We start from the raw sequence: 25878 nt of genomic DNA, 5'->3' as shown, positions 1-25878 counted from the left end.
CCACCATAGCCCAGGACCTGGTCCGCTGGCCATTACCCGCTACTCATTCACCAGCCGCTGCAACAGACCGCCCTCATGCCGGGCGAGGATGCGCAGGATCTGGTCGACCAGCGCCCGGTCCGGCGCCTCCAGGTGGAAATGGTGCCCACCGGGGTGCCAGGATACCTTCGCGTGGCCGGGCAACGCCGCCTGGCGCTTTTCGAACCCATTGCCAGCAAAAGCGCCCTGCCTGCCGAACATCAGGTACAACGGGCAACGGACTTCCCGCAGCAGGTCGCAGGCCTCGCGTTCGGTCAGCGGCATCGGCTCGGGCAGCACCAGGCGCGGGTCGTGGCGCCAGCAATAGCCTTCGGCCAGTTGCAACAGGTCGCGCAAGGCCAGCAGTCGTGCGGCGTCTTCCGCCAACTCGCCATCCAGGCGCTTGCGCCGTTGCTCGAGCGCGGTTTCCAGGTTGTCGAATCGGCTGTTGGGGGTTTCGGCAAAACCTTGCAACTGGCTGCGCTGGACCATCCGCTTGAGGCGGTAGGCACGTGCCAGGTGCTGCACGCGGTCATCCTCGGCCACGGTGAATGGCGCCCCCATGCCATCGAGGAAGATCATGCTGGCAATGCCGCTGGTCATGGCGGCGAGCAGCGAGGCAATGCCGGTCCCCATGCCATGGGCGAGTACATGAAACTGGGACAGGCCCAGGCTATCGGTGACCGCCAGCATGTCCTCGGCATGCTCCCAGAGGTAGTAACCGCTGTCGTGGCGGCGGTGATCGGAACGACCGTGGCCGACCAGATCAGGGGCTACCACGAAGCAGCCCTCCAGCAATGGCCCCAGGCGCTCGAACGAAGCGGCGTTATCCAGCCAGCCATGTACGGCCAGCACCGGAATGCCATCTTCCGGCCCCCAGGTGCGTACCGCTATTTCAATACCGTCGAGGTCCAGCAGGTGATCCTTGGGACTGCACAGCGAATGCATCGAAGTTCTCCCTGACAGAGTGCCGGCCCGTGGCCAGGCATCACGTGGCGTCGGCCCACTCCCCGTGCGCCGACGCCACCCACACGGCATGCCCACGCCATGCCGTACTCCACCATCCCCCAGGCAACCCGTCCACGCTGCTCCCCTACCGACCCTCGCGTGCACAGGACCGACCTGCGCATGCAATTAAATACCACCACAGCGCCAGGCGATACCGGTCGACTGATGCCTCCCTCAACCACGGAGCATCGCGCATGAACAGCACTACCGTGCCCTATCACCAGGCCCAGATTGTCCGCACCCTTCCCGCCTGGGCTCGGACCCTGCACCCCGAACACATCAGCCGCATCGTGCAGCGCGTACGCAAGGACTACCTCGACGAAAACGGCTCGCCCCATGCCTGGTTCGCCGCCGCCAGCGCTGAAGATCAGACTCAAGTTCGCCAGCTCATCGCGTTGCGCGATATGCAATACAAGGCGCTGCGAACAGCGCTCAAGGACTTCAGGCAGATCGGCGAATTCTGCAAGCCTTTGCTGGAGCGCCGGCTGGCCCAGGCTATCGACGTCGAAAAAGCCCAATACCTGCACCAGCCGTTCAAGGTCTATACCACGCAGCAAAATCCCCCTGGCCTGGATTTCGGCAATGAGCCTGAACTGATCAAGCGCCCTGATGGGCCGGCACAAAGGCGCTCATTACTGGAGGCCGCACTGCACAATTTTCAGGGGCCAGACGACCTGGGCCCGTTCGACGCCCTGACCGTTGGCCCGAACAACGACGCACCGCTGCCCGACCTCGAACTTCAAGCGTTCGTCGACCTTTGCCGTGATCTGGACCTGGGCCGCCAGTATCAGGAACACCTGCAGAGTATTTACGACGGCCCGGCACAGGCGACGATCCAGCAGCTGTGGATAGACGCAAGCCGACAGGCGTTGAGCACCGAGGCAGAGATCGCTGCACTCAAAGACCTGCTGTCGAGCAAAGGTCGCGATGCCCTGGCTCAACTGTGCGACGGCACCAGCACGCCACGCTACGGTGAGCACACGCTGCACTGCTGGCGCTTCAGCCTGTTCGACATCCCGATACATGATGTTCTGCTGATCGGCCCGGATGAGGCCAGCCAGATCAACCCCTGCATTCTCTACATCCCCCAGGACAGCGAGCACCCGGTAAGGGAATTTGCTTCATCGGCAGAAGCCCGTGCGCACCTGCGCCAGCGCTTGCCGCAAACCACCTTCCGCCAGCGTCTGGTCGGTTTCGCAGAGAAGAACAACCAAGCCGAACTCAGCCGCAAGTTCGATGACGCCTTGTTCGAAACTCGCGACGGGGTGCGCAAACTGCGCAAGAAGCCCGAGCTGCGTTTCAACCGAACCCGCCTGGTCTTGTCCATCTGGCCAGTGCTGTTCCACAGCCACAAGCGCCGCCTCAAGGCAGATGCCCGCGCCATCGCAGTGCCCACCGCCGATGCCAACGCCAAGGCCCGCAAGGCGCGGCTGCAGCAATGGGTGGACGCAGGCATGAACCTGCTAAATGTCGCCGCTTTCTTCGTCCCCGGGCTGGATGCGGTGATGCTCGGGGTGTTTGCCTACGACTTGATGGACTCGGTATTCACCGGTTTCGAGGCGTGGGAAGAAGGCGACACCCACGAGGCACTGCAGCAACTCGAGTCGTTGGCCATCAATGCCGTGGTGGCGGCTGGTTTCGCGGGTGCCAGCAAGGCGCTCAAGGCATCGGGGTTCGTCGACGCGCTGGAAAGCGTCAGGAAAGAAGGCAAGGAGGTACTTTGGAACTCCGACATGACCGGCTACTTCAGCGACATGACCTTACCCGAGTCCGTGCTGCCTGATGATCAAGGTCTCTACCACTGCGACGGCAAGACCTATGTGCAACTTGATAACCAGCTTCTCGAGGTCTTTGAGGAGCGCTCGGGTCAGTGGCATGCCCGTCACCCCAGCGACCCGACGGCCTATTCCCCGCAGCTGCACGGCAACGGCCAGGGAGCCTGGCGCCTGGCCCACGAGCAGCCCCATGACTGGAATGATGCAAAGCTCCTGCGCCGCCTGACGCCGTTTGCCAACGTACTTGAGGATACCGAACTGACCGGCGCCCTGCGCTGCACCGGCATCGACATCGCCACCTTGCGTCGGGTGCACCTGACCAGTGAGCCTGCTCAGGCGCGGTTACTGGATGCCTTACAGCGCCTGACTTGGGACCACGAGGCAGACCAGATTGCCGAACGCGTCCGCCAGAGCAAGCCTTTGGTCGCTTACAAGCACTATGCATTGCCGCAACTGCTGCAATTGACGGGCTGGCCGGACAATCACGTGCTCAAGGTATTCGAAGGCCCGGAGCCTTTTGGCAACCATGTGCGCCTGGGCGCACCGTGGGCCCCTGGCCAGATGGAGATCGAGATCACCCTGAACGACCTGGAGAGCGGCGAATTGTGCCAGGCAGTCACGCGCCAGCTGAGTGACGATACCCTGCGCGCCCTGCTGGCCGACACGCCAAGGGCGCAACAGGCAAAAGCGCTGGCCGGCAAGCTCGGTGACCAGTTGCAGGGCAAGCGCGCAGCGATCTTCGACAGCTTGGTGGCGAGCAACCGCCAACCTCTCGATCCTGCCCAGACCGCATTGGGCAGACAGTTCCCGCGCTTGCCCGACAGAGTACTGCAAGAGATCGTCAGCCTGGCCAGTCCCGATGAGCGGGAGCGCCTGACGCTATCGCGCGTACCGCTGCGCATCGCCGAACAGGCGCGTCTGCAGCAAGCCGCTGTGCAACTGGACCGCGCCTTGCTCGGCTTGCTTCGCCCATCGCTGGCCAATACCGACAGCCTCAAACTGGACGCGGCCCTGCAGGCTCAACACCCAACCTCAAATGCAGCGCAACGTTTCGAAATGATAGCTGCCGACCGCGTCCAGGCTGCTCGCCTGCTCGGTCAACGCGCGATCAAGCCGCGTTTCGTGGCGCCGCATCGGCTGCCAGAGGGTCGCCTCGGCTATCCCCTGGCGGGCTGGAAAAGCCTCAAGGCATGGGCTGGTCTGGGCCAACAGGGCATAGAACAGCGCCGCCTGCAGCGGCTGTACCCGACGCTCGACGCCACCCAGCGCGATGCCTTGCTGGCCACATTGCGCCAACGTGGCAACGTAGGTGAACAGATCACTGCCCTGGAACGGGAACAGCTGAATCTGGATGACCATCTTCGTACGTGGGTGGTCGCCGGCACCCCCGAGCAAAAGGCATCACGTGCACGCCTGCGAGAACAGATCAACCGCGTCTGGCGCCGGGACTTCTCTGAGCGCTTCACCCTCGAATCCATGCACATCGAAATCCTGCCCTCCCTGCCAGCAAGGATGGATCACATCGTCCGCCTGGATATTGATGCGATCGGCCTTGAACAAATACCGGCAGACTTCCTGCAGAGTTTTCCGAACCTGCGCCACCTGAGTGTGTCTGGCAACCCCCGGTTACAAGTGCCTTCGCTGCTCGCGGCGCTGGCCAGCGCCCGCAACCTGCGCGCTCTCGACCTGAGCAACAATGGGCTGACGGAGCTGACGATCACCGAGGGCGATTCGCTTGCCTCAATGCCTGACCTGCAGTCGCTCGGTCTGCACGGAAACCCGATTCGCAGCCTGTCAGGCCTGGAGCACCTGGCGCATCTGGCCACATTGAACCTCAACGATTGCGGCCTGAGCGTCTGGCCAGGCGGATTGACAGCGCTGATGGAACGACCGGCACCGGGTTTACACACGCTGGAACTGAACGGCAATGCCTTGACCGAAATACCGGATCTGCAGCGCGTACTGCAGAGTCCCTTCGTGGCCGCACTACGCACCGCTCAGGAGCCGACCCGCTGGCGTTTCCGGCAGAACGACCTGGCTGACGCCATTGCCCAGCAGCTCGCAGAACGGGGTGTACAAATTGAAGCCAACCGCTGGCTACTCGGCGCCAACCAGGCACGGCGGGCACTCTGGCAGCAGCTGTTTGACAATGACGGACACCCGCTGCTGGAAGACCTGATGATCCGCGTTGCCGACATTCACGCAAGGGGGATAGACGTCGATGTTTGGCCCCTGCTAGAGCAGGTCAGCGAAAACCGCACCCGGGCGGGTACCCTCGGCAACCCGGACCTTCCGAGCCATATGAGGCAACGCCTGGAGACCGTTGCTGGCCGCTTCGAGTTCGCAGAAGGCAACACGTTGGCAGACGCCTTGAGCAGTGTTCGGGTGCTGGTCGATACTCACATGGAGCTGGTGACCAATCGTAACCCCCATAGCATGTTCCTGGCCATGAGCCGGCTGTACGCCCGCGAAAATGTGAATGCCTGCGCGCGTGCCATCCATGAAGGCCGAGAAGCCAGCCGCGCCCAGCTCAGGCAAGTGCTGGAGCGCGAGCCGCACGCAGATATCTCGGTATTGCAATTGCCGCACCTGGCCCACCTGGATGATATCGCCCCCGACCTGGTGCTGCGTGACGATGCCGACCTGGAGGAAATTCGCCTGAGCCTTCGTGAAGAGCTCGCAGACTTTCTCGACTTCCCGGAACCCGGCCCAGCCCAGTGGTTCGGCGCAGCACCGCCGCTGTCGGCCACCACCTACTTCAACATAGAGCAGCACGTGCAGAGCCTGGTTGACGACCGCGCGGGGTGCCGCGCGTGGATCGCACGCGATCCGGATTGGCGCATCTACCTGCGTACTCGTTTTGCCCAGCGCTTCGAGGCGCTGAGCAATCGCTGGGTCGACGTGATGAGCCATTTGCAAAGCTTGCTGGAGGCCCCCTCCGCGGATGACAGCGACCTGACCCCTGAAGTACGCGACGGGGTGATCGACCTGCTGCGCGAGGTACTGCCAGAATCTCCGGTAGACGACTCGGGTCGGCTGAAACCGGTCACCTTCAATGAGGGCCACTACCTTGCAGCTTACAACCTTACGCCTGCCAGGGTCGCGCAAGAGCAAACTGCCCTGATCGAGCAGTTGACCGCTGACGCCGACCCGGACTGAAGCCTATTGACCACGCAGGTCTTCGAAGAAGGCCTGCCGCCCATCCACCTGGCTGGACGCACGCGGCGCTGCCGCCGCGTCACCATTGGCCGCCTCGACATGCCAATAGCAGTGCCTGACAGCGCGGGTCACCGCCACATAGGCCAGGCGCTGCACCTCCTCCTTCTGCGCAGTGTCGAACGGCTGTGCATCACCGGCCTTGCCCAGGCCGGCCTGCTGGTACACCTGGTTCTTGTAGGGCGAGCTGGTCAGGTACTGGCAATCGCCCAGCATGAACACGGCATCGGCCTGCAAGCCTTTGGCGCTATGGTAGGTCAGTTGGCGCAGGCGCCGTTGCTCGGCGGGCAACTGGGCTTCGGCGTTCAGGACGCTGTGCAGGTGCTCGTTCATCAGGGCTTTGTCGCTGCCCTTGCGGTACAGCATCATCACCGACTCGCCGCGCTGGTAATGCTCGATCAGCGTCTGGCCCAGCGCCGCCTCGTCACGGTCGAAGACCCGTACGGGCGCGCCCGGCAGCTCGGCGGCCGGCCCACTGGCCCGCGCCTTTTTGCCGGCAATGGCCGGCGTGCCCTTCACCAGGTGCTCGGCGGCATCGATCACCTGCTGCTGGCAGCGGTAGTTGTCGACCAGCATCACGCGGGTGTTGGCCGGTGACGGGAAGGCCTTGGTGAACTCCATGAAATACTTCGGCGAACTGCCGCGCCAGCCATAGATCGACTGCCAGTCGTCGCCCACACACATCAGCGATGAGTGCTGGGCATTGCGCCCGGTATGCATGGCCGGGCCACGGCGGCGGATTTCCGCAAGGCTGGCGCGCAGCCAGCTGACGATTTGAGGCGAAACGTCCTGGAACTCATCGATCATCAGGTGCGCCAGCGGCCTGAGCAGCGAGTCGGGCAGCAACTGCAGGTTTTCCGGGTTGTTCTCGCCGAACAGGGCGAACATGCGGTTGTAGCTCATCACCGGTGGCGACTGGTCGAGCAGGTGCGCCTCCAGGGCTTTCCAGTACAGGGCCAACGCCTCGAAGAACAACGCATCGGGATCGCCGGACGGGAAGCTCATGGCCGCCACGGCCGGGTTCACCTCAAGGCCCAGGTTCTCGATGAAGTTGGCGGCGCCGACAAAGGCATCGAGCAGCGGTGCCGGGGCCAGCTCGCCCTTGACCTTGTACTCGAAACCGGGCCCGGCCACGGCATCGCCGGCCAGTGAGGCGGCCAGGCGCCGGGCCATGGCGTAGTTGTCGAGCCAGATCAGCGGCTTGTCGCAGAACGCCTGCAACAAGGTGCGCTTGACCGCCCACTCGGCACGCACCGCCAGCTTGGCGCCGGGCCGTTGATACTGGGCACTTTCCGCCGGGTCGAAGCCCAGCACCACCCAGGCATCGAGGCCTTCCAGGCGGCCATGCACATGGAAGCGGCTGCCGCGGATCTGGACCGTTTCGCGGCAGGGCTCGATACCCTTGATCGGCCAGGCGCCAGCGGCGAACCACAGGTCTTCGATCACGTCGCACAGTTCTTCGTCACGCTGGGCGGCCAGCTGGGTGACCTGCACGCGCTTCTGCACATCCGGGTGGTCCGGGTCCAGCGGCTTGAGTTGCAGGGCCTCGCGGCGCAAGGTGGCGACGATCTCGGCGAAGCGCGGGCTTTGCCCGAGCAACTGGCTGTAGCACTGGTTGAGCTGCTGGCGCTGGGCATCGTTCAGGCGCAGGTCGAACGGGTTGCTGTCGGCCTCGGCCTCGCGGCCAGCCGGCATCTCGTTGCCCAGGGTCTCGAACGCGCGCACCTGGCCGAAACCCGGCAGGCTGCGCACCAGCGGCAGGATCCGCGAATGGAAGGTGCGCACCAGCTCGCGCGCCTTGGCCGGTTGCAGGTCAAGCTGCCAGAGGGCGAACACCTGCACCAGGCGCTTGATGAAATCCTTGCGCGACTCACGGGTGAAGGTGACCACGGTCATCGCGTCCAGCTCGTAGCCCAGGTAGTGGCGCAGCAGCAGGATGCGCAGCACCAGCGAGGTCGACTTGCCCGCCCCGGCACCGGCCACCACGCAGGTGGACGGCGTGTCGCTGAAGATCAGCTTCCACTGCGCCGCGCTGGGCTGGGCCTCGCCAGGCAGGCGCTGGGCAACGTCGGCCTTGAAGCGCTTTTTCAGCTCCGCAGTCAGGGGCAGGCGCCAGTCATCGAAGAGGTTGTCGTCCCGGTCGGGCACGGCGGCGGTATCCGGCCGTGAATCGCGGATCACCAAAACCTGGCGACCGGCTTCATAACCCTGTGCGTGGCCGAGGTTCCAGGATTCGCGATGTTGCGCCTGCAGGCGGTTCAGGCCACGGCCCAGCAAGCGGGCAGCCAGGCGGCGAAACCAGGGCAATTGGGCGGGCGGGGTCAGTTCGGCGAGGGCCTGGGGTTGCTCGTTGGCCACGGTCACTCCGTTGAAGATCGAATCAGCGGACCATGGTGGCTGGATCCGCCGAAAATCGCCAGCGAATGCTTGCAGATCAGTGCATTAGGCGATGAATCGCATAATCCACATCGCCATTATCAATCCGCTAAACTGATCATAATCAGCCGATATTTACGCTTATTTTCGATCTATTTTTGTCGCATCATGGCTCCATTCCACTGATTCAAGGAGCACGACCATGCTGCAACTGCGACCGTTCGAAGGCCTCGGCCACGCCAACCACGGCTGGCTTGACGCTCACCACCACTTCTCGTTCGCCGAATACTACGACCCGGCGCGCATGCACTGGGGCAACCTGCGGGTCTGGAACGACGACCTGATCGCTGCCGGCAGCGGCTTCCCGCCGCACCCGCACCGCGACATGGAAATCATCACCTATGTGCGTGAAGGCGCCATTACCCACCAGGACAGCCTGGGCAACAAAGGCCGTACCGAGGCTGGCGACGTGCAGGTGATGAGTGCCGGTAGCGGCATCGTGCACAGCGAGTACAACCTCGAAGAGGTCGATACCCGCATCTTCCAGATCTGGATCGTGCCGGAGCGTACTGGTGATGCGCCGTCGTGGGGGACCCGCCCGTTCCCGAAAGGTGAGCGCGGCGAAGGCTTCGTGACCCTGGCCAGTGGCCGTGCCGGTGATGAAGACAGCCTGCAGATCCGTACCGACGCACGGTTGGTGGCCGCGACGCTGCGCGCTGGCGAAACCGCCGAATACCGCTTCGACGCCGGGCGCCGGGGTTACCTGGTGCCGGCCAAGGGGCTGGTGGAGGTCAATGGGCTGCGTGCCAAGGGCCGGGATGGGGTGGCGATCGAGCAGGAGGAAGTGCTCAAGGTCACCGCGATCGAGGACAGCGAAATCGTCCTGGTCGATGTCGCGTAAGTGAAGGGGGCCGCTTTGCGGCCCAATCGCCGGCAAGCCGGCTCCCACAGAGACCGCACATACCTTGAGACTTGTGCAGTTTCTGTGGGAGCCGGCTTGCCGGCGATTGGGCTGCAAGGCAGCCCCGCTCAGGTCATTCAGGCAATCGCCGCATCCACCAGCACCTGCGCCTCTTCCACCAGGCGCTTGAGGTGCGCCTCGTCGACAAAGCTCTCGGCGTAGATCTTGTAGATGTCTTCGGTGCCCGATGGCCGCGCGGCGAACCAGCCGTTGGCGGTCATCACCTTCAAGCCACCGATCGCCTGGCCATTGCCCGGCGCATGGCTGAGGATCTGCACGATCGGCTCACCGGCCAATTCGGTCGACTTCACCTGCTCCGGTGCCAGCTTGCTGAGCGCCGCTTTCTGCCGTGCATCGGCCTTGGCCTCGACGCGGGTGGAGAATGGCTTGCCAAGCTTGTCGGTCAGGTCGTTGTAGGCCTGGCTCGGGTTGCGCCCGGTGCGTGCAGTCATCTCGGCTGCCAGCAAGGCCGGGATCAGGCCGTCCTTGTCGGTGGCCCAGACCGAGCCGTCCTTGCGCAGGAACGATGCGCCAGCGCTTTCTTCGCCGCCAAAGCCCAGCGAACCTTCGAACAGCCCCTGGGCGAAGAACTTGAAGCCCACCGGCACTTCGAACAGCTTGCGGCCCAAGGCCTGGGTGACGCGATCAATCAGGCCGCTGGACACCACGGTCTTGCCCACCGCTGCGTCGCTGCGCCATTGCGGACGGTGGCGGTACAGGTAGTCGATGGCCACCGCCAGGTAGTTGTTCGGCTGCAGCAAGCCGTCTGGCGTGACGATGCCGTGGCGGTCGTGGTCCGGGTCGCAGGCGAAGGCCACGTCGAAACGCTCGCGCAGGCCGATCAGGCCTTGCATTGCGTAAGGCGAGGATGGGTCCATGCGGATCTGGCCGTCCCAGTCCACGCACATGAAGCGGAAAGTCGGGTCGACTTCGGTGTTCACCACTTCCAGGTTCAGCTGGTAGCGCTCGGCGATCGCCGACCAGTAGCGCACCCCTGCCCCGCCCAGCGGATCGACGCCCAGGCGCAGGTTGGCGCCACGAATGACGTCGAAGTCGATGACATTTTCCAGATCGGCCACGTAGTTGGCCACGTAGTCATGGCGCTGGGTGGTGGCAGCTTGCAACGCCTGGGCATGTTCCATGCGCTTGACCCCGGCAAGGCCGGCGGCCAGCAGTTCGTTGGCCTTGGCCTCGATCCACTTGGTCACATCGCTGTCGGCCGGGCCGCCGTTGGGCGGGTTGTACTTGAAACCACCGCTTTGTGGCGGGTTGTGCGACGGGGTGATGACGATGCCATCGGCCAGGCCCTGGCTGCGGCCACGGTTGTAGCAGAGGATGGCATGGGACACCGCCGGCGTCGGGGTGTATTCGTCGTCCTTGGAGAGCATCACCTGCACGCCATTGGCGGCCAGCACTTCCAGCGCACTGGCCGCAGCTGGCGCAGACAGCGCGTGGGTGTCAGCGCCGATAAACAGCGGGCCATCGATGGCTTTTTCCTGGCGGTACAGGCAGATGGCCTGGGTAATCGCCAGCACATGGAACTCGTTGAAGCTCAGGTCGAACGAGCTGCCCCGATGCCCCGAAGTGCCGAAGGCCACGCGCTGGGCCGCCACGGCGGCGTCAGGGCGGCCGGTGTAGTAAGCGGTGAGCAGGCGGGTAATATCGACCAGCACGCTGGCCGGAGCCGGCTTGCCTGCCAAAGGACTGAGCGTCATGCAAAAACCTCGAGTTCAACAGATGTTGGTGTTGGAACACGCAGTGTACTGGGAGTTGCAATGCCGTGCGATGGGGCCGCCCAGGATTATTTAACGGCCACCTGCCACCAGGCGGGGAACATCTGTTGTACCCGTTGTTCGGCGAAACGTTCGTCGATCAGCACCAGCACGCCACGGTCCTGGTCGCCACGAATGACCCGCCCGGCGGCCTGGATGACCTTGCGCACGCCGGGGTACAGGTAGGCGTAGTCGAAACCGGCGCCAAACTGCCGACCCAGGCGCTGCTTGAACTGTTCGTTGACCGGGTTGACCTGGGGCAGCCCGAGGGTGGCGACAAAGGCCCCGATCAGGCGCGTGCCAGGCAAGTCGACGCCCTCGCCGAATGCCCCGCCGAGCACGGCAAAGCCCACCCCCTGCCCGTTTGCCACGAAGCGATCGAGAAAGGCCTGGCGCGCGGTTTCGTCCATGCCTGGCGCCTGGGCCCACAGCGGGATACCAGGAAAACGTTCGGCGAGCAGGCTGGCAACCTGCTGCAGGTATTCGAAGCTGCTGAAGAACGCCAGGTAGTTGCCGGGCTGGCGCTGATACTGGTCGGCAATCAGCTCGGCGATCGGCGCCAGTGACGCCTGGCGTTCGCGGTAGCGGGTCGAGATCTGGCTGGCGATGCGCACCTCCAGCTGCTCGGCGCGAAACGGTGCCGCCACCTCCAGCCAGGCGGTATCGGCCGGCATGCCGAGCAGGTCGGTATAGAAATGCCGTGGGCTCAAGGTGGCGGAAAACAGCGTCACACTGCGCGCCGCCTGCATGCGCGGCGCAAGCAGCCGGGCCGGGGTGACATTGCGCAGGCACAGGCTGGCCAAACGTCGCTTGCGCGGGCCTTCACGCAGGCTGACATCGAACAGGAAATGCTCATCGAACAGCTCGGCCACGCGGCTGAACTGCAGCGCCTGGTAGAAAAACTGCAACACCTGGGCATCGACCTCGGCGGGTTTTTCGTTCATGCGTTCCTGGATCAGCCCGATACACTGTTGCAGGGCCCGCAGAAAGGCCTCCGGCAGCTGCTCACTGGCCTGGTACGGGGCCTGCTGCGCCTTGTACAGCGCGTTCCACTGCCGATTGAGCCGGTCCAGGGCGCTGCCGAGCCCTTGCGGTTTGCTCTGGCGCAAGGCGAGCAACTGGCCCTGGTCGAGGCTGGCGCTGTACATGCCACGACCGCGCTCGACCAGGTTGTGCGCCTCGTCCACCAGCACGGCCACCCGCCATTGGTTGAGCTGGGTCAGGCTGAACAGCAAGGCATGGGCGTCGAAGTAATAGTTGTAATCGGCCACCAGGACGTCCACCCAACGGGCCATTTCCTGCCCGAGGTAGTACGGGCAGACCTGGTGCGCCAACGCCACTTCGCGCAAGCCGGCGCGATCGAGCATAGGCCGCAACGCCGCCGCCTCGCGTGCGGCAGGCAGGCGGTCGTAAAAGCCTTGGGCCAACGGGCAGGACTCGCCATGGCAGGCTTTGTCCGGGTATTCGCAGGCCTTGTCGCGGGCGATCAGCTCGAGGGTGCGCAAGGCCGGCTGCGGCGTGCCCGCGCTGATCTGGCCCAGCGCGTCCAGCGCCAGCGCCCGGCCCGGGGTCTTGGCCGTGAGGAAAAACACCTTGTCCAGCTGCTGCGGGACCATGGCCTTGAGCAGCGGGAACAAGGTGCCGAGGGTCTTGCCGATGCCAGTGCTGGCCTGGGCCATCAGGCAGCGCCCGGTGCTGACCGCCTTGTACAAGGTTTCGGCCAGTTGCCGCTGGCCCTGGCGAAACTGCGGGTAAGGAAAGCCCAGTGCCTGCAAACCCTGGTCGCGCTCGGCAAGGCGCTGTTGCTGAGCCTGGGCCCAGGCGAGAAACCGTTGGCACTGCACTTCGAAGAAGTGCTGCAACGCCTCGGCGCGATAGTGCTCACTGATCAGCGTCTGGCTGTCGGTGTCGACGTCCAGGTAGACCAATGCCACCTCGATGGCCGCCAACTGCCGCGCCTGGCACAGCAGCCAGGCATAGACCTTGGCCTGGGCCCAGTGCAACTGACGGTGGTTGGCCGGCTGCCGCGCCAGGTCACCGCGGTAGGTCTTGATCTCTTCCAGGCGATTGGCGGCCGGGTCATAGCCATCGGCGCGCCCGCGCACCAGCAGGCCCTGATACTCGCCCTCGAGAGCGACTTCCGCCTCATAGCCCGCAGCGCGCCGGGCGACTACCCGGCGGTGCCCTTCGATACCTTCCTGAGCCGTGGGTGACGGGGTAAAGCGCAGGTCCAGGTCACCGACCTTGGCGCTGAACTCGCACAACGCCCGCACCGCCACGCGATAGCTCACGCTGGCTCGCTCCAGCGCACATGGCAGACCGCCACCGGCAAGCCGTGCTCAGCGCAGAATGCCAGCCAGCGCAGTTGATTGTCCTGCAGGCGGTCACCCGGCCCCTTGACCTCGACCATCCGATAGCACTGCTGCTCCGGCCAGAACTGGATCAGGTCCGGCATGCCGGCGCGGTTGTTGCGGATATCCTGCAACAGGCGCAGGAAGCACTGTTTCAAATGCACGGCGGGCAGGCACGCCAGCGCCTGATCGAGCAACGCTTCGCTGAGCATGGGCCAGAACACGAACGGCGATTGCAGGCCTTGCTTGGCCGCGTAGCAATCGAGGATGGCCTGGCGATGGGAACCGTCGTCAAGGCGGCCCAGGCAGGCCGCGAAAGCTTCTGCGCGCCGTTGCTGGAAATCGCTGTCATGCAAATCCTGCGGCGCGGCCTGGAACGGGTTGAAGAAGGCCCCCGGAACCGGAGCGAAGATCGCCTCCCAGCACAACAGGCCAAACAGGCTGTTGAACAGCGTGTTCTCCACGTAATGCGCCTGCCCACCCGCTTGTGCCAGATGTTGGCGCACGGCCTCCTCGACACCCAGCGCTGCCTGCTCACGCGGCAACTCCAGTTCGATCAGCTCCAGGGGCGCGGCGCGCCGGCGGGGCTGTGCGGGGCCGCCAAGCTTGCGGGCCAGCCGCGGCAACATGCGCTCCAGGGCTTGAACTTCCAGGGCGTTGGCCGGTGCGGCAGCCAGTTGCCGGGCCAATGCGTCGGCCTGCGCCCAGCGCTCGCTGCGCTCGTACACACGAACCTGGCGGATACGCGCTTGCGCATGGCTGCTACGGGCATACACCGCCAGGGCCTGATCCCAATCACCCAGGCGCTCGCACTGCTGGCCCACGGCGAACAGCAACCGCCCATGGCGCCGTGCCAGCCAGGGGTTGTTGATACTCAGGCCGGCAAGCGTCGCCAGGATTGATCCAGGGTCCTCACCCAGTTCCAGACGCTCGGCGCACTGGTGCAGCGCGATGGCCTGGTCGACCTCGCTGCGCTGCTGCAGGGCACGTGAGTCGGGGCTGAACGCTACCTGCTCGTAACGCAGCAGGCCCAGGTCGGCCAGCACGAAGTCCGACCAGTCCTGGTACAGGTTGCCGAAAAACAACAGGCGCATGCGATCGCACAGCGGCTGCAGGCACCACTGCACGATTGCCACCGGGGCCTGGGCGAACCACTCGCGCAAGGGCCGGGCGGCCAGCGACAGGGGCCGCAGTTGCTCAAACAGGTCGGCCTTGGCCGCCCGCGGACGGCTCAACTGCGCAGCGAAACCGAGGGCAAGTTCATCCTTGCGCAACAGTGCAAACAGCTGCTCAAGGCTCAGGGCCTCGGGCTCGCGCACCCAACCCAATGCCAACAGCGGTTGCAAGGCCGCCATGCTGTCACCGATTTCGGCATAGTCCAGGCGGTCACAGCGAAACAGCTCGCCCTTGCGCATCACCATGCGCACCATCAGCGCCTGGGCCGGTTGCGCCAGCTCGGCAAAGGCATGCAGAAAGGCCATTTCATGCTCGTCGAGCAAGTCGGCATAACGTGACTCGACCCAGAGTAGTACCTGGCGGAAGTTGTGCAGGTAATACAGCGGGTCATCGACAGAGTGGGCGATCACAGGACAGGGTCGGGCAGCAAAAGTGAGCACTGTTTATACATACAGATCAGGCACACAGGCAAGCCCCCAGGCCCGTTGCGCCGCCCTACCGACGAATGGCGTCAAACGCCAGGGCCCGCGCCAGGTTCTCCAGCGCCTCGCTCAGCGCCTCAGGCTGCTCACCCAACCAGCTCAGCGCCAGGAACTGCCGGTGAAGCCCGTGCAGACTGAACTGCTCCCCTTCCAGCACCTGCAATGCCGAGTCCATTGTCGCCGCCACGGCTTGAGCGCTTACCATGGTCGGTGACAGGCGCACCCACAAGGCGTACCCACCTTCAGGCATGTCAAAGTCCACCTGCTCGCCCAACACCCTGCGCAGGTGCTGGCACAACTGCTCCATGCGCCCACGCAGTGCCACCCGCATCCGGCCCAGGTGCTCGTCGATTTCCCCGGAAGTGATCATCTGCGCCAGCGCCTGTTGGCGCATCGGGGCGAGCTGGAAAGCGCGCTGGGCGAACGCTTCTGCCAAGGCCATATGGCGCCCCAGCAGGTAGGCATAGGGCGCCTCGCCGCCCACTGTCGCCTCCAGCGAACCCAGCACCAGCAACCAGCGCGGGTCCACCCAGTCACGCAAGCGTGAGCTCGGTGGCCCGGAGAAGCACAGTTCGCTGTCCAGATCGTTTTCCAGCAACCAGACCGGGTGCACGGCCAGCAGGTCGGCAATCTGCTGCTGATCGCGCTCGGGCACCAGGCGCCCCACAGGGGTACCCAGGCACGAAGGCACGATCACCATGCGCACCGGTTCACCGCCCAGCAGCCTGGACAGGCTACCGATATCAGGGCTGCCGCCGGCAACCAGCGGTACCTCCAGGACCCGCACGTCGCAACGTTGCAAGGCCCGCAATATGCGCCAACAGCATGGGGAGGCGACCAGTACGGTACTGCCGCGCAGCGCCAATGCCTGCAGCAGCGTTTCCAGCAACGCCTGCACATCAGGGCCCAGGTGCACATCCTCAGGCCGCCAGTACTGACGGGAAGACTGGGTATAGCGCTCGGCCAGGGCATCTCGCAGGCGTGGCCCGCCCAGCACGTGTGTGGGCCGCGCACGCAGCCGCCCCAGGCGCCGCTCATGGGCGAACAGCGCGCGCTCCAGCAGTGGCTGCGCCGGTAGCGCCTGGGCTGCATCGGCCCGGCCGGCCTGCACGCCCACCTGGGCGAAGTAGCCAGACCTTGGCACCGACTGCACACGCCCTTCGTGCTCGAGCAGGCTGTAGGCAGCCTGCACCGTGGCCAGCGAGACGCGCAGGCGCCTTGACAACGCCCGCAGTGAAGGCAAGCGTGGCTGCCCGCCCCGCTCTGCCTCTTCGATCAAGGCGACCAGGTAGCGGTACACCGCCTGATAGGCGAACTCGCGCCCCATCAGGATGAAGCCTTGCGCGTCGCGCCGCCCACAAACCGCAACTGCACATCCCGCCGCGCCAGGTTGGCCAGCAGTTGCCGTCCCCCCGCCCCCAGCCGCCCTTTGTAGACCATGCGCAATTGCGCCAGTGGCAGGCCGCTGGTGTTCACGATCCAGTCCTTGACGGCATCAGGGCAGGATCTGCCCTGCAAGGCCCGGTGCAGGTAAGGCAAGGCGACCAGCATGTCGGCGTGACGGCACTGCAGAAACCGCTCCAGCCCCGCCCCCTGGTTGGCAAACGGCCGATACAACAGACAGGCAAGCTGGGTCTGCTCCAGCCCGTAAGCCTTGGCAAAGCGCGCCTGCTGAGGCGCTTGAGGCCTGACCAGGCGTAGCACTTGCCTGGACGCAGCAAGCGCCTTGCAGCGCCCGCCTATCTCGTACAGCTGCGCCAGCGCCAGAGGGTCGACAAATGCTGCCAGCGGCGCGCCTTCGTGCCCAAGCTCGATACCCCAGCCCATCACCCGGTCCAGTTCGCTGGCAGTGAGCAACTGGGCGAGCAGATCGTCGATCACGATGACCCGCAGCGGCAATGCCCTTTCCTGGGCGATGCCCGGCGCGTCAATCACCCTGCCCGGTGAAGCTGCGACGGCATGCAACCGGGCCAGCCACGTGGCCAGGCTGGCTACGCACTGATGCAGCGCGTCGGGGCTGGCGACACCTGCATGGCGCAGGCTCCGCCGGGCCCAGGCCGCAAAGCGGCGCCGCTGGCTGGCAGGCATGGCGGTTATCAGCGCATCGGCGCCCGGGTATTCGGCCAGTGCCAGGCGAACACCATCGGCCAGTTCCAGATGTGTGCGACTGCCCAGCAGCGCTTCCGGGCGTGCATCTACGAGGTGGCCGAACAACAGCAAGGCTTCGCGTGACAAGGGTAGATGCCCGGCCGTGGCGCCAGCCTGGTGACAGAAAGGCACAACGGCCGCTCCCTCGACCATAAGCAGTTGTACCCTTGGATCATCATGCATGAACAAGGCGTTGAAACTGCGCTCATGCTGCTCGAGCAACGCGCTGCTGGTGGCCGGCAAACAGGTCACCAGGACCCGCAACTTGAAGGTCACCGGTGCTCGCAAGGCAATGCTCAGCTGGGCGGCACGCAATATGGCCAACAGCCGGGCGCTGCGGCGGTCTGCCCCCTGAACCACCAGCAACCTGAACGTACCGATGTATTCCGGCCCACCCGCGGCCACCAGCAAGCGCTGGATCAACAACTGCAGCGAAGCGCGTTGTTCTTTGGACATATGATTCAACAGGCGCTCCAGCACTTGCTGATAGATAAAGTGCATAGCCTGGTCGTGAACAATACTCACGGCGTTACCTCACAACTTCATTCAGCACAAAAGCACGCCACCTGAACACCAAGGCAGCGGAACTAACTTGAAGAAACTTCCTACAATTAATTAGGAAATTTTGAAGTTGCTAAACGCTGTCGCCACACCATTGAAAAATACGAGCCCGCCCAAGGACCCGCTACCGCCTTGAACCGCGCACCGCCGTGCCTGCTCTTCTCCACTGCACGCTCCTTGCACCAACTATCAATGCGCCATTATCGAGCGTTGAATATGGATTAAAAGATACAGATCCTGATGAAAATACCATTCAGAAATCAGCAAACGCACAATGCGCAGAGCAGAAAAGCCCACCAGGAAGCTGGCAATGATTAACCAGCAACATCAACTTACAAAACCAGCAACTTCACCCTGTTCAAATATAGTCAGGCAAAAATGCAAAAACCGGGCATCAGCCCGGTTTTTCGTTGCCAAACATGCCGTCAGCGCGGCGCCATATCGAGCACTACACGCCCACCACAGGGGCATTCGTCCATGTAGCGATGGGCCTCGACCACTTCGGCGAACGGGTACACCTTGATGATCTGTGGCGTCAGCAATTGATCGGCGGTGAACTGGTTGATATCGCGCAAGGCCCGCTGCAGGGCCACCTGGTCCTGGCTGATGCCCAGTTCCGGCTTGCCGGTGAAGTTGCCGATACAGTGCACGTAGAACTGGATGTTCTTCTGGAACGCCGCGCAGGCCGGGAATGGCGTCTGGTTGCCGCCCTGCAGGCCGTACAGCACCAGGCTGCCACGCGGTGCCAGCACATCGCCGAGCAGCGACATCTGCGGGCCGCCCATGCCATCGAGGACCATGTCGACGCCGCGCCCATCGGTGTACTTGCCAACCTGCATGAGCAAGTCCTGCTCTTCGCTGACGATCACCTTGTCGGCGCCCAGGCCCAGCAGGTATTCACGCTGCTCGGGTTCCTTGGTGACGGCAAATACCTTCAGGCCGAGAGCCTTGCCCAGCTGCACGAAGGCAGGCCCGGCACAATGGCTGGCATCGGTGACCAGCGCGGTCTGCCCGGCCTTGGCCCGTGCCAGGTCGACGTAGGCGAAGTAGGCGATCAGCAGCGGCGTGTAATGCACGCTGGCCTCGATCGGCGTGAGCACATCCGGATAACGGGTGATGGCGCTGCGCGGCAGGACGATGACATCGCCATACACTGGGTGATCGTTGGCACTGGTGGCCGGGAAGCTGGCGACCCGGTCGCCCACCGCGATGTCATCGACGCCTTCGCCGACCGCCGTCACCACACCGGCCATCTCATGGCCGATCCCTGCGGGCAGACGGGCTTGGGATGGCGCCAGGTTCTGCCGCCAGAGCACGTCATACCAGCTCACGCCGATCGCCTCGACGCGGATCTGCACCTCGCCGACGGCAGGTGACGGTTCGGCCTGCTCCTCGCAACGGAGCACATCGGCAGCGCCGAACTTGTGGAAACGGATCATGCGGGACATCGCATACCTCGCCTGTGTGAATCTCGTATTACCACGGACTTTATCCGGGCTTTTGCCGTTAGACCATCAGTGGCTATTAATAGTCGACATGCCTGTCATCGATTGGGCACCTGACTTTCCTGTGCATTGGCCCCCGGAAAACGGTGCAGGGTAACAGCCTTTGGCCTTAAGATTCACCCCTGCCCCACTTTAGGCGAAGCGCACCGATGAATCGAAACGACCTGCGTCGCGTAGACCTCAACCTGCTGATCGTGTTCGAAACCCTCATGCATGAGCGTAGCGTGACCCGTGCCGCCGAGAAGCTGTTCCTCGGCCAGCCGGCAATCAGCGCGGCCCTGTCGCGCCTGCGCAACCTGTTCGACGACCCGCTGTTCGTGCGCACCGGGCGCAGCATGGAGCCGTCGGCCAGGGCTCATGAAATCTTCGCCCTGCTGTCGCCGGCGCTGGATTCGATCTCCACCGCCGTCAGTCGTGCGGCCGAGTTCGACCCGGCCACCAGCAATGCAGTGTTCCGCATCGGCCTGTCGGACGACGCCGAGTTCGCCCTGCTGCCACAGCTGCTCAAGCGCATTCGCGCCGAAGCCCCCGGCATCGTCCTGGTGGTGCGTCGGGTCAACTACCTGCTGATGCCGACCCTGCTGGCCTCGGGCGAGATTTCCGTGGGGGTCAGCTACACCAGTGAATTACCGGCCAACGCCAAGCGCAAGGTGCTGCGCCGCAGCAAGCCCAAGCTGCTGCGCGCCGACAGTGTGCCGGGCAGCATCAGCCTCGACGACTTCTGCGCACGGCCGCACGCGCTGGTGTCGTTTGCCGGTGACTTGTCGGGCTTCATCGACGAAGCCCTGGAAGAAATCGGCCGCAAGCGCCATGTGGTGCTGGCGGTGCCGCAGTTCAATGGTTTGGGGAGTTTGCTGGCGGGGACCGATATCGTCGCCACGGTGCCGGACTACACAGCCGATGCCTTGACCGCAGCCGGCGGGCTGCGCGCTGAAGACCTGCCGATCGAAGTGCGCACGTTCGAGCTGCACATGGCCTGGCGCGGGGCGCAGGACAACGACCCAGCGGAACGCTGGCTGAGGTCGCGGATACAGATGTTCTTCGGGGACCCGGATAGCCTGTGAGTGGGTTCCACGGGATTCTGATAAATCAGGATGCCTGGCTTTTCGGATCCTCCGCGCCCTACCAGCGGCATACACTGGCGCTTGGATCAGTAGCTCCTCGCGGTCGATAGCAGTCAGGCCTGACCGCTATCTTTCAGCAAACCGCTACACGTCAATCACTCGTCCCAAGCAAGCGCTTGGCAGTCACTGCGCGCACTACAACCTTAGCGTGCGCCGTCCACCGCGTGGGCAGCGGCCACCGCAATCGGATCATCGTGTGCGCCCACCGCGGTGCTCACGCCCACCGCACCAATCACCTTGCCCTCTACCAGGATCGGCTGGCCACCGGCCAATGTGGTGACGTCCAGTGCCAGCAACGCCGGGTGGCCATCATTCACACGGTTCTCAAAATTCACGCTGGGGGCGCCGAACAGAGCCGATGCCTTGGCCTTGCGCATCGCAAGGTCCGCGCTGATGGCGGTGGCGCCATCCATGCGGCGGACCACGATGGGGTAGCCGGCGTTGTCGACCACGGCGATCGAGCCCACCCAACCCTGTTGCTTGGCGTACTGGTCGGCGGCCTGGGCGATACGCTCGGCAGCGGCCAGGTCCAGTTGCTTGATCGAAGGCAGTGCTACCGAATCGGCGGCTGCGGCGGTGCCGGCGAGGCCCAGGGCGAACGCGGCGGACAGCAGGAATCGTACGGACATGAGGTTCTCCTGACGATTTAGCGAAAGCGCCCGGCAAGCCGGGCGCGCGAGTAAAGGGTGTCAGCGCAGTTTGGCTACCTCTGCTGCGGTGACCTGAACTTGGGAGTTGCCGAACTGCTTGAACAGGAAGGTACCCAAGGTCGCCACTTGGGCATCACTCAGGTTGGCGAAGCCAGGCATGAACACCTCCTGGCCATCGACCTTGCGGTGCACGCCGCGCAGCAGCACCGACACCACATTGGTCGGGTCGCCTGCGCCCAGCACGCTATTGCCGAACAGCCGCGGGTATTCGCCCACGCCCTTGCCGGTGACCGCATGGCAGGTGGCGCAGTTGGCGTTGAACATCACTTCGGCACCCAGCGCGTCGCTGTTCGGGTCGTATTGCGGATGGCTGGCGCGCAGCGCAGTGGTACCGGTGTAGGCCTGGCCCTGACCGGTACGGGCGGGTGCACTGTTCGGTGTTCCGCTTACCGGCAAATCGCGCAGATAGGCGACCATGGCGTGCAGGTCAGCATCGGGCAGGTGGTTCAGGCTGTTCTCTACCGCCTCGGCCATGGGGCCTGCGGCGTTGGCCTTGCCATGCACGGCACCGGTCTTGAGGTAGGTGAACAGCTCCTGATCGCTCCAGGAGCCGATACCACTCTGGCCACCGGTGATGTCGTAGGCCTTCCAGACCCCAAGATTGCCACCGCCCAAGTCCGGATGGCTCAGACCCTGGATGAAGTTGCGCGGGCTGTGGCATTCGCCGCAGTGTTCCAGGCTCTGTACCAGGTAGGCGCCGCGGTTCCATTCATCGCTCTTGCCAGCTACCGGCAACTGGCGCCCGGAGCGGAAGTTCATGACGTTCCAGAAGGCCATGGCCCAGCGCTGGTTGAACGGGAAACCCATGGTGTTTTCTGGCGGCTTGCTGTCGATCGGCTTGATCGTGCGCAGGTAGGCGACCAGTGCCAGTGCGTCGTCGTCGGACATCCCGGTGTACGAGGTGTATGGCATGGCCGGGTACAGGCGTCTGCCGTGCCGGGAGATGCCATTGCGTACCGAGCCGACGATCTCGGCGTCGGTAAAGGCGCCAATCCCGTTGACCGGGTCCTGGGTGATGTTGGTCGAGTACAGCCTGCCGAACGGTGTGTCGAACGCCATGCCGCCCGCATAGGGTTTGCTGGCGTCGGCGGTGTGGCAGGCCACGCAGTCAGAGGCCAGGGCCACGGCGCGGCCGCGTTCGATCCATGCCGCGCCATCCTGCCCAGGCTTGGCCACCGGCATGTCGATCTGCGCTTGTTTCCAGATCACGCTGCCGGCACCGATACCCGCCGCGACCGCTACGGCAATACCGCTCCAGGCCAGCGCCCGCAAGCGGGCGCGCGCTTTTGTCGATCCTGTTTTCATCAACATGCGTAGCACCTCACACCGAAGCCTTGATGATGCTGTCGGCGGCCAGCAGCGACAGCGCCACCCCGGTCAGCGTCGAGTTGACCAGCGCTGCGGTCGGCATCACGCCAGTGCCGCCGAAGTACAGGTTTTCGTGGTCGTGGGCCTGGGCCAGCTTGTTGCACACCGAGGTGTGCGGGTCGTTGCCCATGCTCAAGGTGCCGGTGATGTGCTGGCTGTTGGTGTACTGCCCGCGCTCGGAGAACTTCGCCTCGCTGCCGCCGGAGGCCGTCACGCAGTCAGCGAAGTGCTCGCGGCAGGCGTCGTAGCCACGGTGCACGTACTCGGGGAAGCGGTAGTGGATTTCCATCCTGGGGATGCCCCAGGCGTCCTTCTGGTCGCTCAGGACGATGCGGTTTTCCGGGTCCGGCAGCATTTCGAACATCGACTTGAGCAGCACGAAGCGTTCGCCATCGCGCTTGATCTTCTCGTTCAGCTCCTTGCCGTAATAACCCTGAGCAACGTACTTCTCGGTCAGGTAACGGGTCGGGTTGTCGTTGTGCACATCGATGCGCAAGGCCGAGCGCTCGCTGCGGAAGGCACCGTCGCGGGTGTTGTTGATGCTGCCCGGGCACATCGGGCCGCGGCCGACGTACAGCGGCTCGTCTGCCAGGTACTCCACGGCGCTGGCAGGGTGGTCCATCAGGCGGCGGCCGACCTGGTCGGTGGCGTTGGCCACGCCGTTGGGATTGCGCTCATCCTTGGACATCAGCAGGATCTTGACGCTTTCCATGGCATTGGCGGTGAGCAGGAAGTGCTTGCCGGTGACCCGATGGACCTTCTTGTTGTGGTCGATGAAGTGGGCAGCGACGATACGGTTGCCTTCCCCGGTCTCGAGCTTGAACACCACGGCATTGCTGATCAGGTTCAGCCCCAGCCCTTGGGCACGGCGCACCGACATGCTGCCGTTGTACTGGGCGCCGATCGGGCAGATGGGCATGCAGTTGTTGTTGCCACAGCAGGCCGGGCGATCGTCGTAAGCGGTGCTGTTGCGCGCTTGCGGGCCTGGCAGCAGCTCCAGGCCGACCGCCTCGTAGCGCTGGCGCAGGCGCTCGAACCCGTAGGGCAGCGGCAGGACGTCCATGGGGTACGGCATCGAGCGTGGCGAGCCGTAGTCACCCGCCAGTGCACCGCCGCCGGAGACGCCCATCTCGATCTCCGCTTCGCAGTAGTAGGGTTCGAGATCGTCGTAGCTGATCGGCCAGTCGACCGACTGCCCGTACAGCGACTGCATGCGGAAATCGTTGGGGATAAGGCGCCAGGCCTGGCCCGCCCAGTGCCAGGTGGTACCGCCCACGCCGCGAATGTACTGCGCGGTGTACGGGGCCGGGCCCTTCTGGATCAGGTAACCGTTGTCGTGGGGAACGAAGTTCGGCTGGGGCGCCCATGGCATCGCTGGGTAGGGCGCCATGTGGTTGTTCTTGTACGCGCCATTGCGGTAGTTGGACACCAGCATAGCCTGGTCCAGCGGTGCGCCGGCCTCGAGCATCAGCACCGACAGGCCTTTGCGCAGCAGCTTGACGGCAGCGGCGCCGCCCGCGGCACCGGCGCCGATGATGACCACGTCGGCCGACATTGGGGTGGAATTCGAATCAGGCATGGCGTTCGGTATCTTTCTGCAGGGCGTAGGCAGGGGGATTTACCCAGAAATTCGGGCTTCCGGTGCAGTAGCTTGGGGGCTCGACGAAATCGGACACGGCCTGGTAGGCCACGACGCTTTCGAAAGCGACGCACTCACGTACCCCTTCGCCGTCTTCGACGGTGCCCAGATACAGCGCGGTGTTCAGGCGAAGGAACAGGCTTTTGAGGTCCGGGTCTTTGCTGGCCAGCAACTGCAGGCGCTCGGCCGGGGACTTCAAGACGGACAGTTCGGGTAGCGTTGCCAGCAACTGCTCGACCAGCTGGGGGAGTTGTGGGAGTGTCGGCTGAAGTTTCTGGTGCACCAGGTTGACCAGTTCGCGATCGACACCGATCTGGCCGGAGAGCTGGTCAGCCAGAGAGATGAACGGGAGCGGGGCAACAGGGACTTCGAGTGCGCCGCTGGCCGCCATGGCCTTGGGCAGAAGTTTGGGTGCGCCCAGGGTCAGCAGCATCATGCCAGCGCCGCTGGAGACAAAAAATTCTCGTCTACTAAGCATGGGAAGTACCAATGAATGGGAAGCTGCCCAAGCGGGATGGGCACACGCCCCCCTGCAAGGCGGCGCCACCCTAGCACATGTTACTAAATGTGTAGTTAACTTTTATGATCGCTGAAATGCCCTTTCTAGAGCGGTTCAACACATTGACTTGCGACCAAAGGCGAGTGGATTGATGCAGGAAAAACCGCTAGCGCGCAGTACGTTGAGGATCAAGGCAAAAACGTTCATGGCACGCCGGCTGGGCGTGATCTCACCCAGCTTGATGACACTGATTCGTGGCGCAAGCGTGCCTAGGCACAGCCTGGCCAGGCGTCTGAAGCCCAGCAATTACGGGCTCCAGATGCGGGTGGAGACCAGGGCGCCGCTTGCAATTCGCGACCCGTGGCGAGCTTGTAGCGATAGGCTCGTGAAGGGTCGCGCTCAAGGCGAACGACTCAGGGTCGCCTGCGCTTTTCCTCAGTTTGTTGCTGTCGTTGGAGCATTCTTGAAATGCACAGTTGCTCGCCTAAGGCGCGTTCGATAAACGCACACTTTCTCTTCGACCGGCAGGCTGAAGCGCTCTCGCCATACAGTCGGTAACGCGATTCGCATGAAAAAGGCCGGTCGATGGCAGTTACCCATCGCCACCACCGACGGCTGAATCGAAGCCCACTGGTCAGTCCTTCGGAACAGTTCTGCTCCGCCCAGTCTCCATCGCTTTAACAACATAGGGAGGCGGTGGCCATGATTGATCCAACAACCGGCATGAAGGCGGGTGAGCGTTACTCGGTAGAAAACGTCGAACGCGCACATCAATTTCCAGGCTTCTTTCTCGATGGCAAATACTACCTCGGCCCCGAGTTGCTCACCGCTGTGGGCTGGCTGGAGGGCACGCGCTTCATCTACGACAACCTCGATGCGGCAGGCGAACCGGTTTTTCCTGATCGCGCAGCGGGGGATATCAAAAACCTGACGCTGACGTTGGTGGACGGCACAGCACTGAAGCTTGCCCGGATAGAAGTCAGTGCCCCGACCGAAGATATCGAGGTCGCCCGTCACACACACAACGGTGGCGCAACCCGCAACGCTGCCAGTGCGCCGACGTTCTCCGAACACCCGCCCACCTCACCGGGCGGACAGCTGGGCATGGAGGGTGTCGGCATTACCCGTAAAGACACCGTACCGCTGTTATTGAGTGCCGCAGTCATGGGCTTGCTCGCCGGGCTGCTCA

At 64.0% G+C, this 25878-nt stretch carries 15 protein-coding genes and 1 pseudogene; 4 read left to right on the top strand and 12 right to left on the bottom strand.

What is annotated here, in order from left to right:
• Positions 1-39: 39 nt before the first annotated feature.
• Entirely contained in the window at positions 40-966 is a 927-nt protein-coding gene (locus OCX61_RS11835; RefSeq protein WP_261943970.1) for an alpha/beta fold hydrolase, read from the bottom strand.
• A gap of 254 nt (positions 967-1220) precedes the next feature.
• On the opposite strand from OCX61_RS11835, the gene OCX61_RS11830 reads away from it, so the two are divergent.
• Positions 1221-5960, top strand: a complete 4740-nt coding sequence (locus OCX61_RS11830) for a leucine-rich repeat domain-containing protein (protein WP_261943969.1) — start codon at positions 1221-1223, stop codon at positions 5958-5960.
• A 3-nt stretch (positions 5961-5963) separates the two neighbouring features.
• Here OCX61_RS11830 and OCX61_RS11825 read toward each other — a convergent pair whose 3' ends face one another.
• Complete coding sequence (locus OCX61_RS11825) at positions 5964-8375, bottom strand: UvrD-helicase domain-containing protein (protein WP_261943968.1); 2412 nt, start codon at positions 8373-8375, stop codon at positions 5964-5966.
• Positions 8376-8595: 220 nt separating this feature from the next.
• Between OCX61_RS11825 and OCX61_RS11820 the strand changes: the two genes are divergently transcribed.
• Positions 8596-9294, top strand: coding sequence for a pirin family protein (locus OCX61_RS11820; protein WP_085677671.1), 699 nt, complete (start codon positions 8596-8598; stop codon positions 9292-9294).
• A gap of 137 nt (positions 9295-9431) precedes the next feature.
• Here OCX61_RS11820 and pgm read toward each other — a convergent pair whose 3' ends face one another.
• From pgm to OCX61_RS11790, 6 genes are all read right to left on the bottom strand, one after another.
• Positions 9432-11069, bottom strand: a complete 1638-nt coding sequence (gene pgm / locus OCX61_RS11815) for a phosphoglucomutase (alpha-D-glucose-1,6-bisphosphate-dependent) (protein ID WP_261943967.1) — start codon at positions 11067-11069, stop codon at positions 9432-9434.
• An 86-nt stretch (positions 11070-11155) separates the two neighbouring features.
• Entirely contained in the window at positions 11156-13417 is a 2262-nt protein-coding gene (locus OCX61_RS11810) for an ATP-dependent DNA helicase (RefSeq protein WP_261943966.1), read from the bottom strand.
• Positions 13414-15063, bottom strand: coding sequence for a VRR-NUC domain-containing protein (locus OCX61_RS11805; RefSeq protein ID WP_261943965.1), 1650 nt, complete (start codon positions 15061-15063; stop codon positions 13414-13416). The genes OCX61_RS11810 and OCX61_RS11805 overlap by 4 nt, the downstream gene beginning before the upstream one ends.
• Positions 15064-15148: 85 nt before the next feature.
• On the bottom strand, positions 15149-16462 hold the full coding sequence (locus OCX61_RS11800; protein WP_261943964.1) for an aminotransferase class I/II-fold pyridoxal phosphate-dependent enzyme: 1314 nt from the start codon (positions 16460-16462) through the stop codon (positions 15149-15151).
• Positions 16462-17808, bottom strand: coding sequence for a hypothetical protein (locus tag OCX61_RS11795; protein ID WP_261943963.1), 1347 nt, complete (start codon positions 17806-17808; stop codon positions 16462-16464). Before OCX61_RS11795 ends, OCX61_RS11800 begins: the two co-directional genes overlap by 1 nt.
• A 461-nt stretch (positions 17809-18269) precedes the next feature.
• The gene (locus tag OCX61_RS11790) at positions 18270-19292 is read right to left on the bottom strand and encodes a zinc-dependent alcohol dehydrogenase family protein (RefSeq protein WP_261943962.1); all 1023 of its coding nucleotides are present in this window, start codon (positions 19290-19292) and stop codon (positions 18270-18272) included.
• Positions 19293-19498: 206 nt separating this feature from the next.
• Here OCX61_RS11790 and OCX61_RS11785 point away from each other — a divergent pair, with 206 nt between their 5' ends.
• Positions 19499-20413 carry a LysR family transcriptional regulator gene (locus tag OCX61_RS11785; RefSeq protein ID WP_261943961.1) on the top strand — a complete coding sequence of 305 codons (915 nt, stop codon included), beginning with the start codon at positions 19499-19501 and terminating at the stop codon, positions 20411-20413.
• A gap of 203 nt (positions 20414-20616) precedes the next feature.
• Here OCX61_RS11785 and OCX61_RS11780 read toward each other — a convergent pair whose 3' ends face one another.
• Genes OCX61_RS11780 through OCX61_RS11765 form a run of 4 tightly spaced genes read right to left on the bottom strand, consistent with a single transcriptional unit; the run spans position 20617 to position 24626 of the window.
• A complete protein-coding gene (locus OCX61_RS11780; protein ID WP_261943960.1) occupies positions 20617-21102 on the bottom strand; it encodes a GlcG/HbpS family heme-binding protein in 486 nt (161 codons plus the stop codon).
• Between the two features lie 60 nt (positions 21103-21162).
• A complete protein-coding gene (locus tag OCX61_RS11775; RefSeq protein WP_261943959.1) occupies positions 21163-22494 on the bottom strand; it encodes a cytochrome c in 1332 nt (443 codons plus the stop codon).
• Between the two features lie 10 nt (positions 22495-22504).
• Positions 22505-24130: a GMC family oxidoreductase gene (locus OCX61_RS11770; RefSeq protein WP_261943958.1), complete on the bottom strand. Its 1626-nt coding sequence runs from the start codon at positions 24128-24130 to the stop codon at positions 22505-22507.
• The gene (locus tag OCX61_RS11765) at positions 24123-24626 is read right to left on the bottom strand and encodes a sugar dehydrogenase complex small subunit (RefSeq protein WP_410011106.1); all 504 of its coding nucleotides are present in this window, start codon (positions 24624-24626) and stop codon (positions 24123-24125) included. Before OCX61_RS11765 ends, OCX61_RS11770 begins: the two co-directional genes overlap by 8 nt.
• A gap of 765 nt (positions 24627-25391) precedes the next feature.
• On the opposite strand from OCX61_RS11765, the pseudogene OCX61_RS11760 reads away from it, so the two are divergent.
• A pseudogene (locus tag OCX61_RS11760) lies at positions 25392-25676 on the top strand (SDR family oxidoreductase); the annotation flags it as partial.
• Positions 25677-25878 lie beyond the last annotated feature (202 nt).

Origin of the sequence: Pseudomonas sp. LRP2-20, assembly GCF_024349685.1 — a bacterium.
GTDB lineage: Bacteria > Pseudomonadota > Gammaproteobacteria > Pseudomonadales > Pseudomonadaceae > Aquipseudomonas.
The sequence above is the reverse complement of the archived record's forward strand: the minus strand, read 5'-3'. Positions and strand labels throughout refer to the sequence as shown.

What these genes read in the sequence shown, in the direction of transcription:
- OCX61_RS11820 (WP_085677671.1), top strand. Translation starts at nt 8,596, where the DNA reads ATGCTGCAACTGCGACCGTTCGAAGGCCTCGGCCACGCCAACCACGGC.
- OCX61_RS11800 (WP_261943964.1), bottom strand. Translation starts at nt 16,462, where the DNA reads ATGGGGCGCGAGTTCGCCTATCAGGCGGTGTACCGCTACCTGGTCGCC.
- OCX61_RS11830 (WP_261943969.1), top strand. Translation starts at nt 1,221, where the DNA reads ATGAACAGCACTACCGTGCCCTATCACCAGGCCCAGATTGTCCGCACC.
- OCX61_RS11780 (WP_261943960.1), bottom strand. Translation starts at nt 21,102, where the DNA reads ATGTCCGTACGATTCCTGCTGTCCGCCGCGTTCGCCCTGGGCCTCGCC.
- pgm (WP_261943967.1), bottom strand. Translation starts at nt 11,069, where the DNA reads ATGACGCTCAGTCCTTTGGCAGGCAAGCCGGCTCCGGCCAGCGTGCTG.
- OCX61_RS11835 (WP_261943970.1), bottom strand. Translation starts at nt 966, where the DNA reads ATGCATTCGCTGTGCAGTCCCAAGGATCACCTGCTGGACCTCGACGGT.
- OCX61_RS11775 (WP_261943959.1), bottom strand. Translation starts at nt 22,494, where the DNA reads ATGTTGATGAAAACAGGATCGACAAAAGCGCGCGCCCGCTTGCGGGCG.
- OCX61_RS11770 (WP_261943958.1), bottom strand. Translation starts at nt 24,130, where the DNA reads ATGCCTGATTCGAATTCCACCCCAATGTCGGCCGACGTGGTCATCATC.
- OCX61_RS11785 (WP_261943961.1), top strand. Translation starts at nt 19,499, where the DNA reads ATGAATCGAAACGACCTGCGTCGCGTAGACCTCAACCTGCTGATCGTG.
- OCX61_RS11765 (WP_410011106.1), bottom strand. Translation starts at nt 24,626, where the DNA reads ATGATGCTGCTGACCCTGGGCGCACCCAAACTTCTGCCCAAGGCCATG.
- OCX61_RS11790 (WP_261943962.1), bottom strand. Translation starts at nt 19,292, where the DNA reads ATGTCCCGCATGATCCGTTTCCACAAGTTCGGCGCTGCCGATGTGCTC.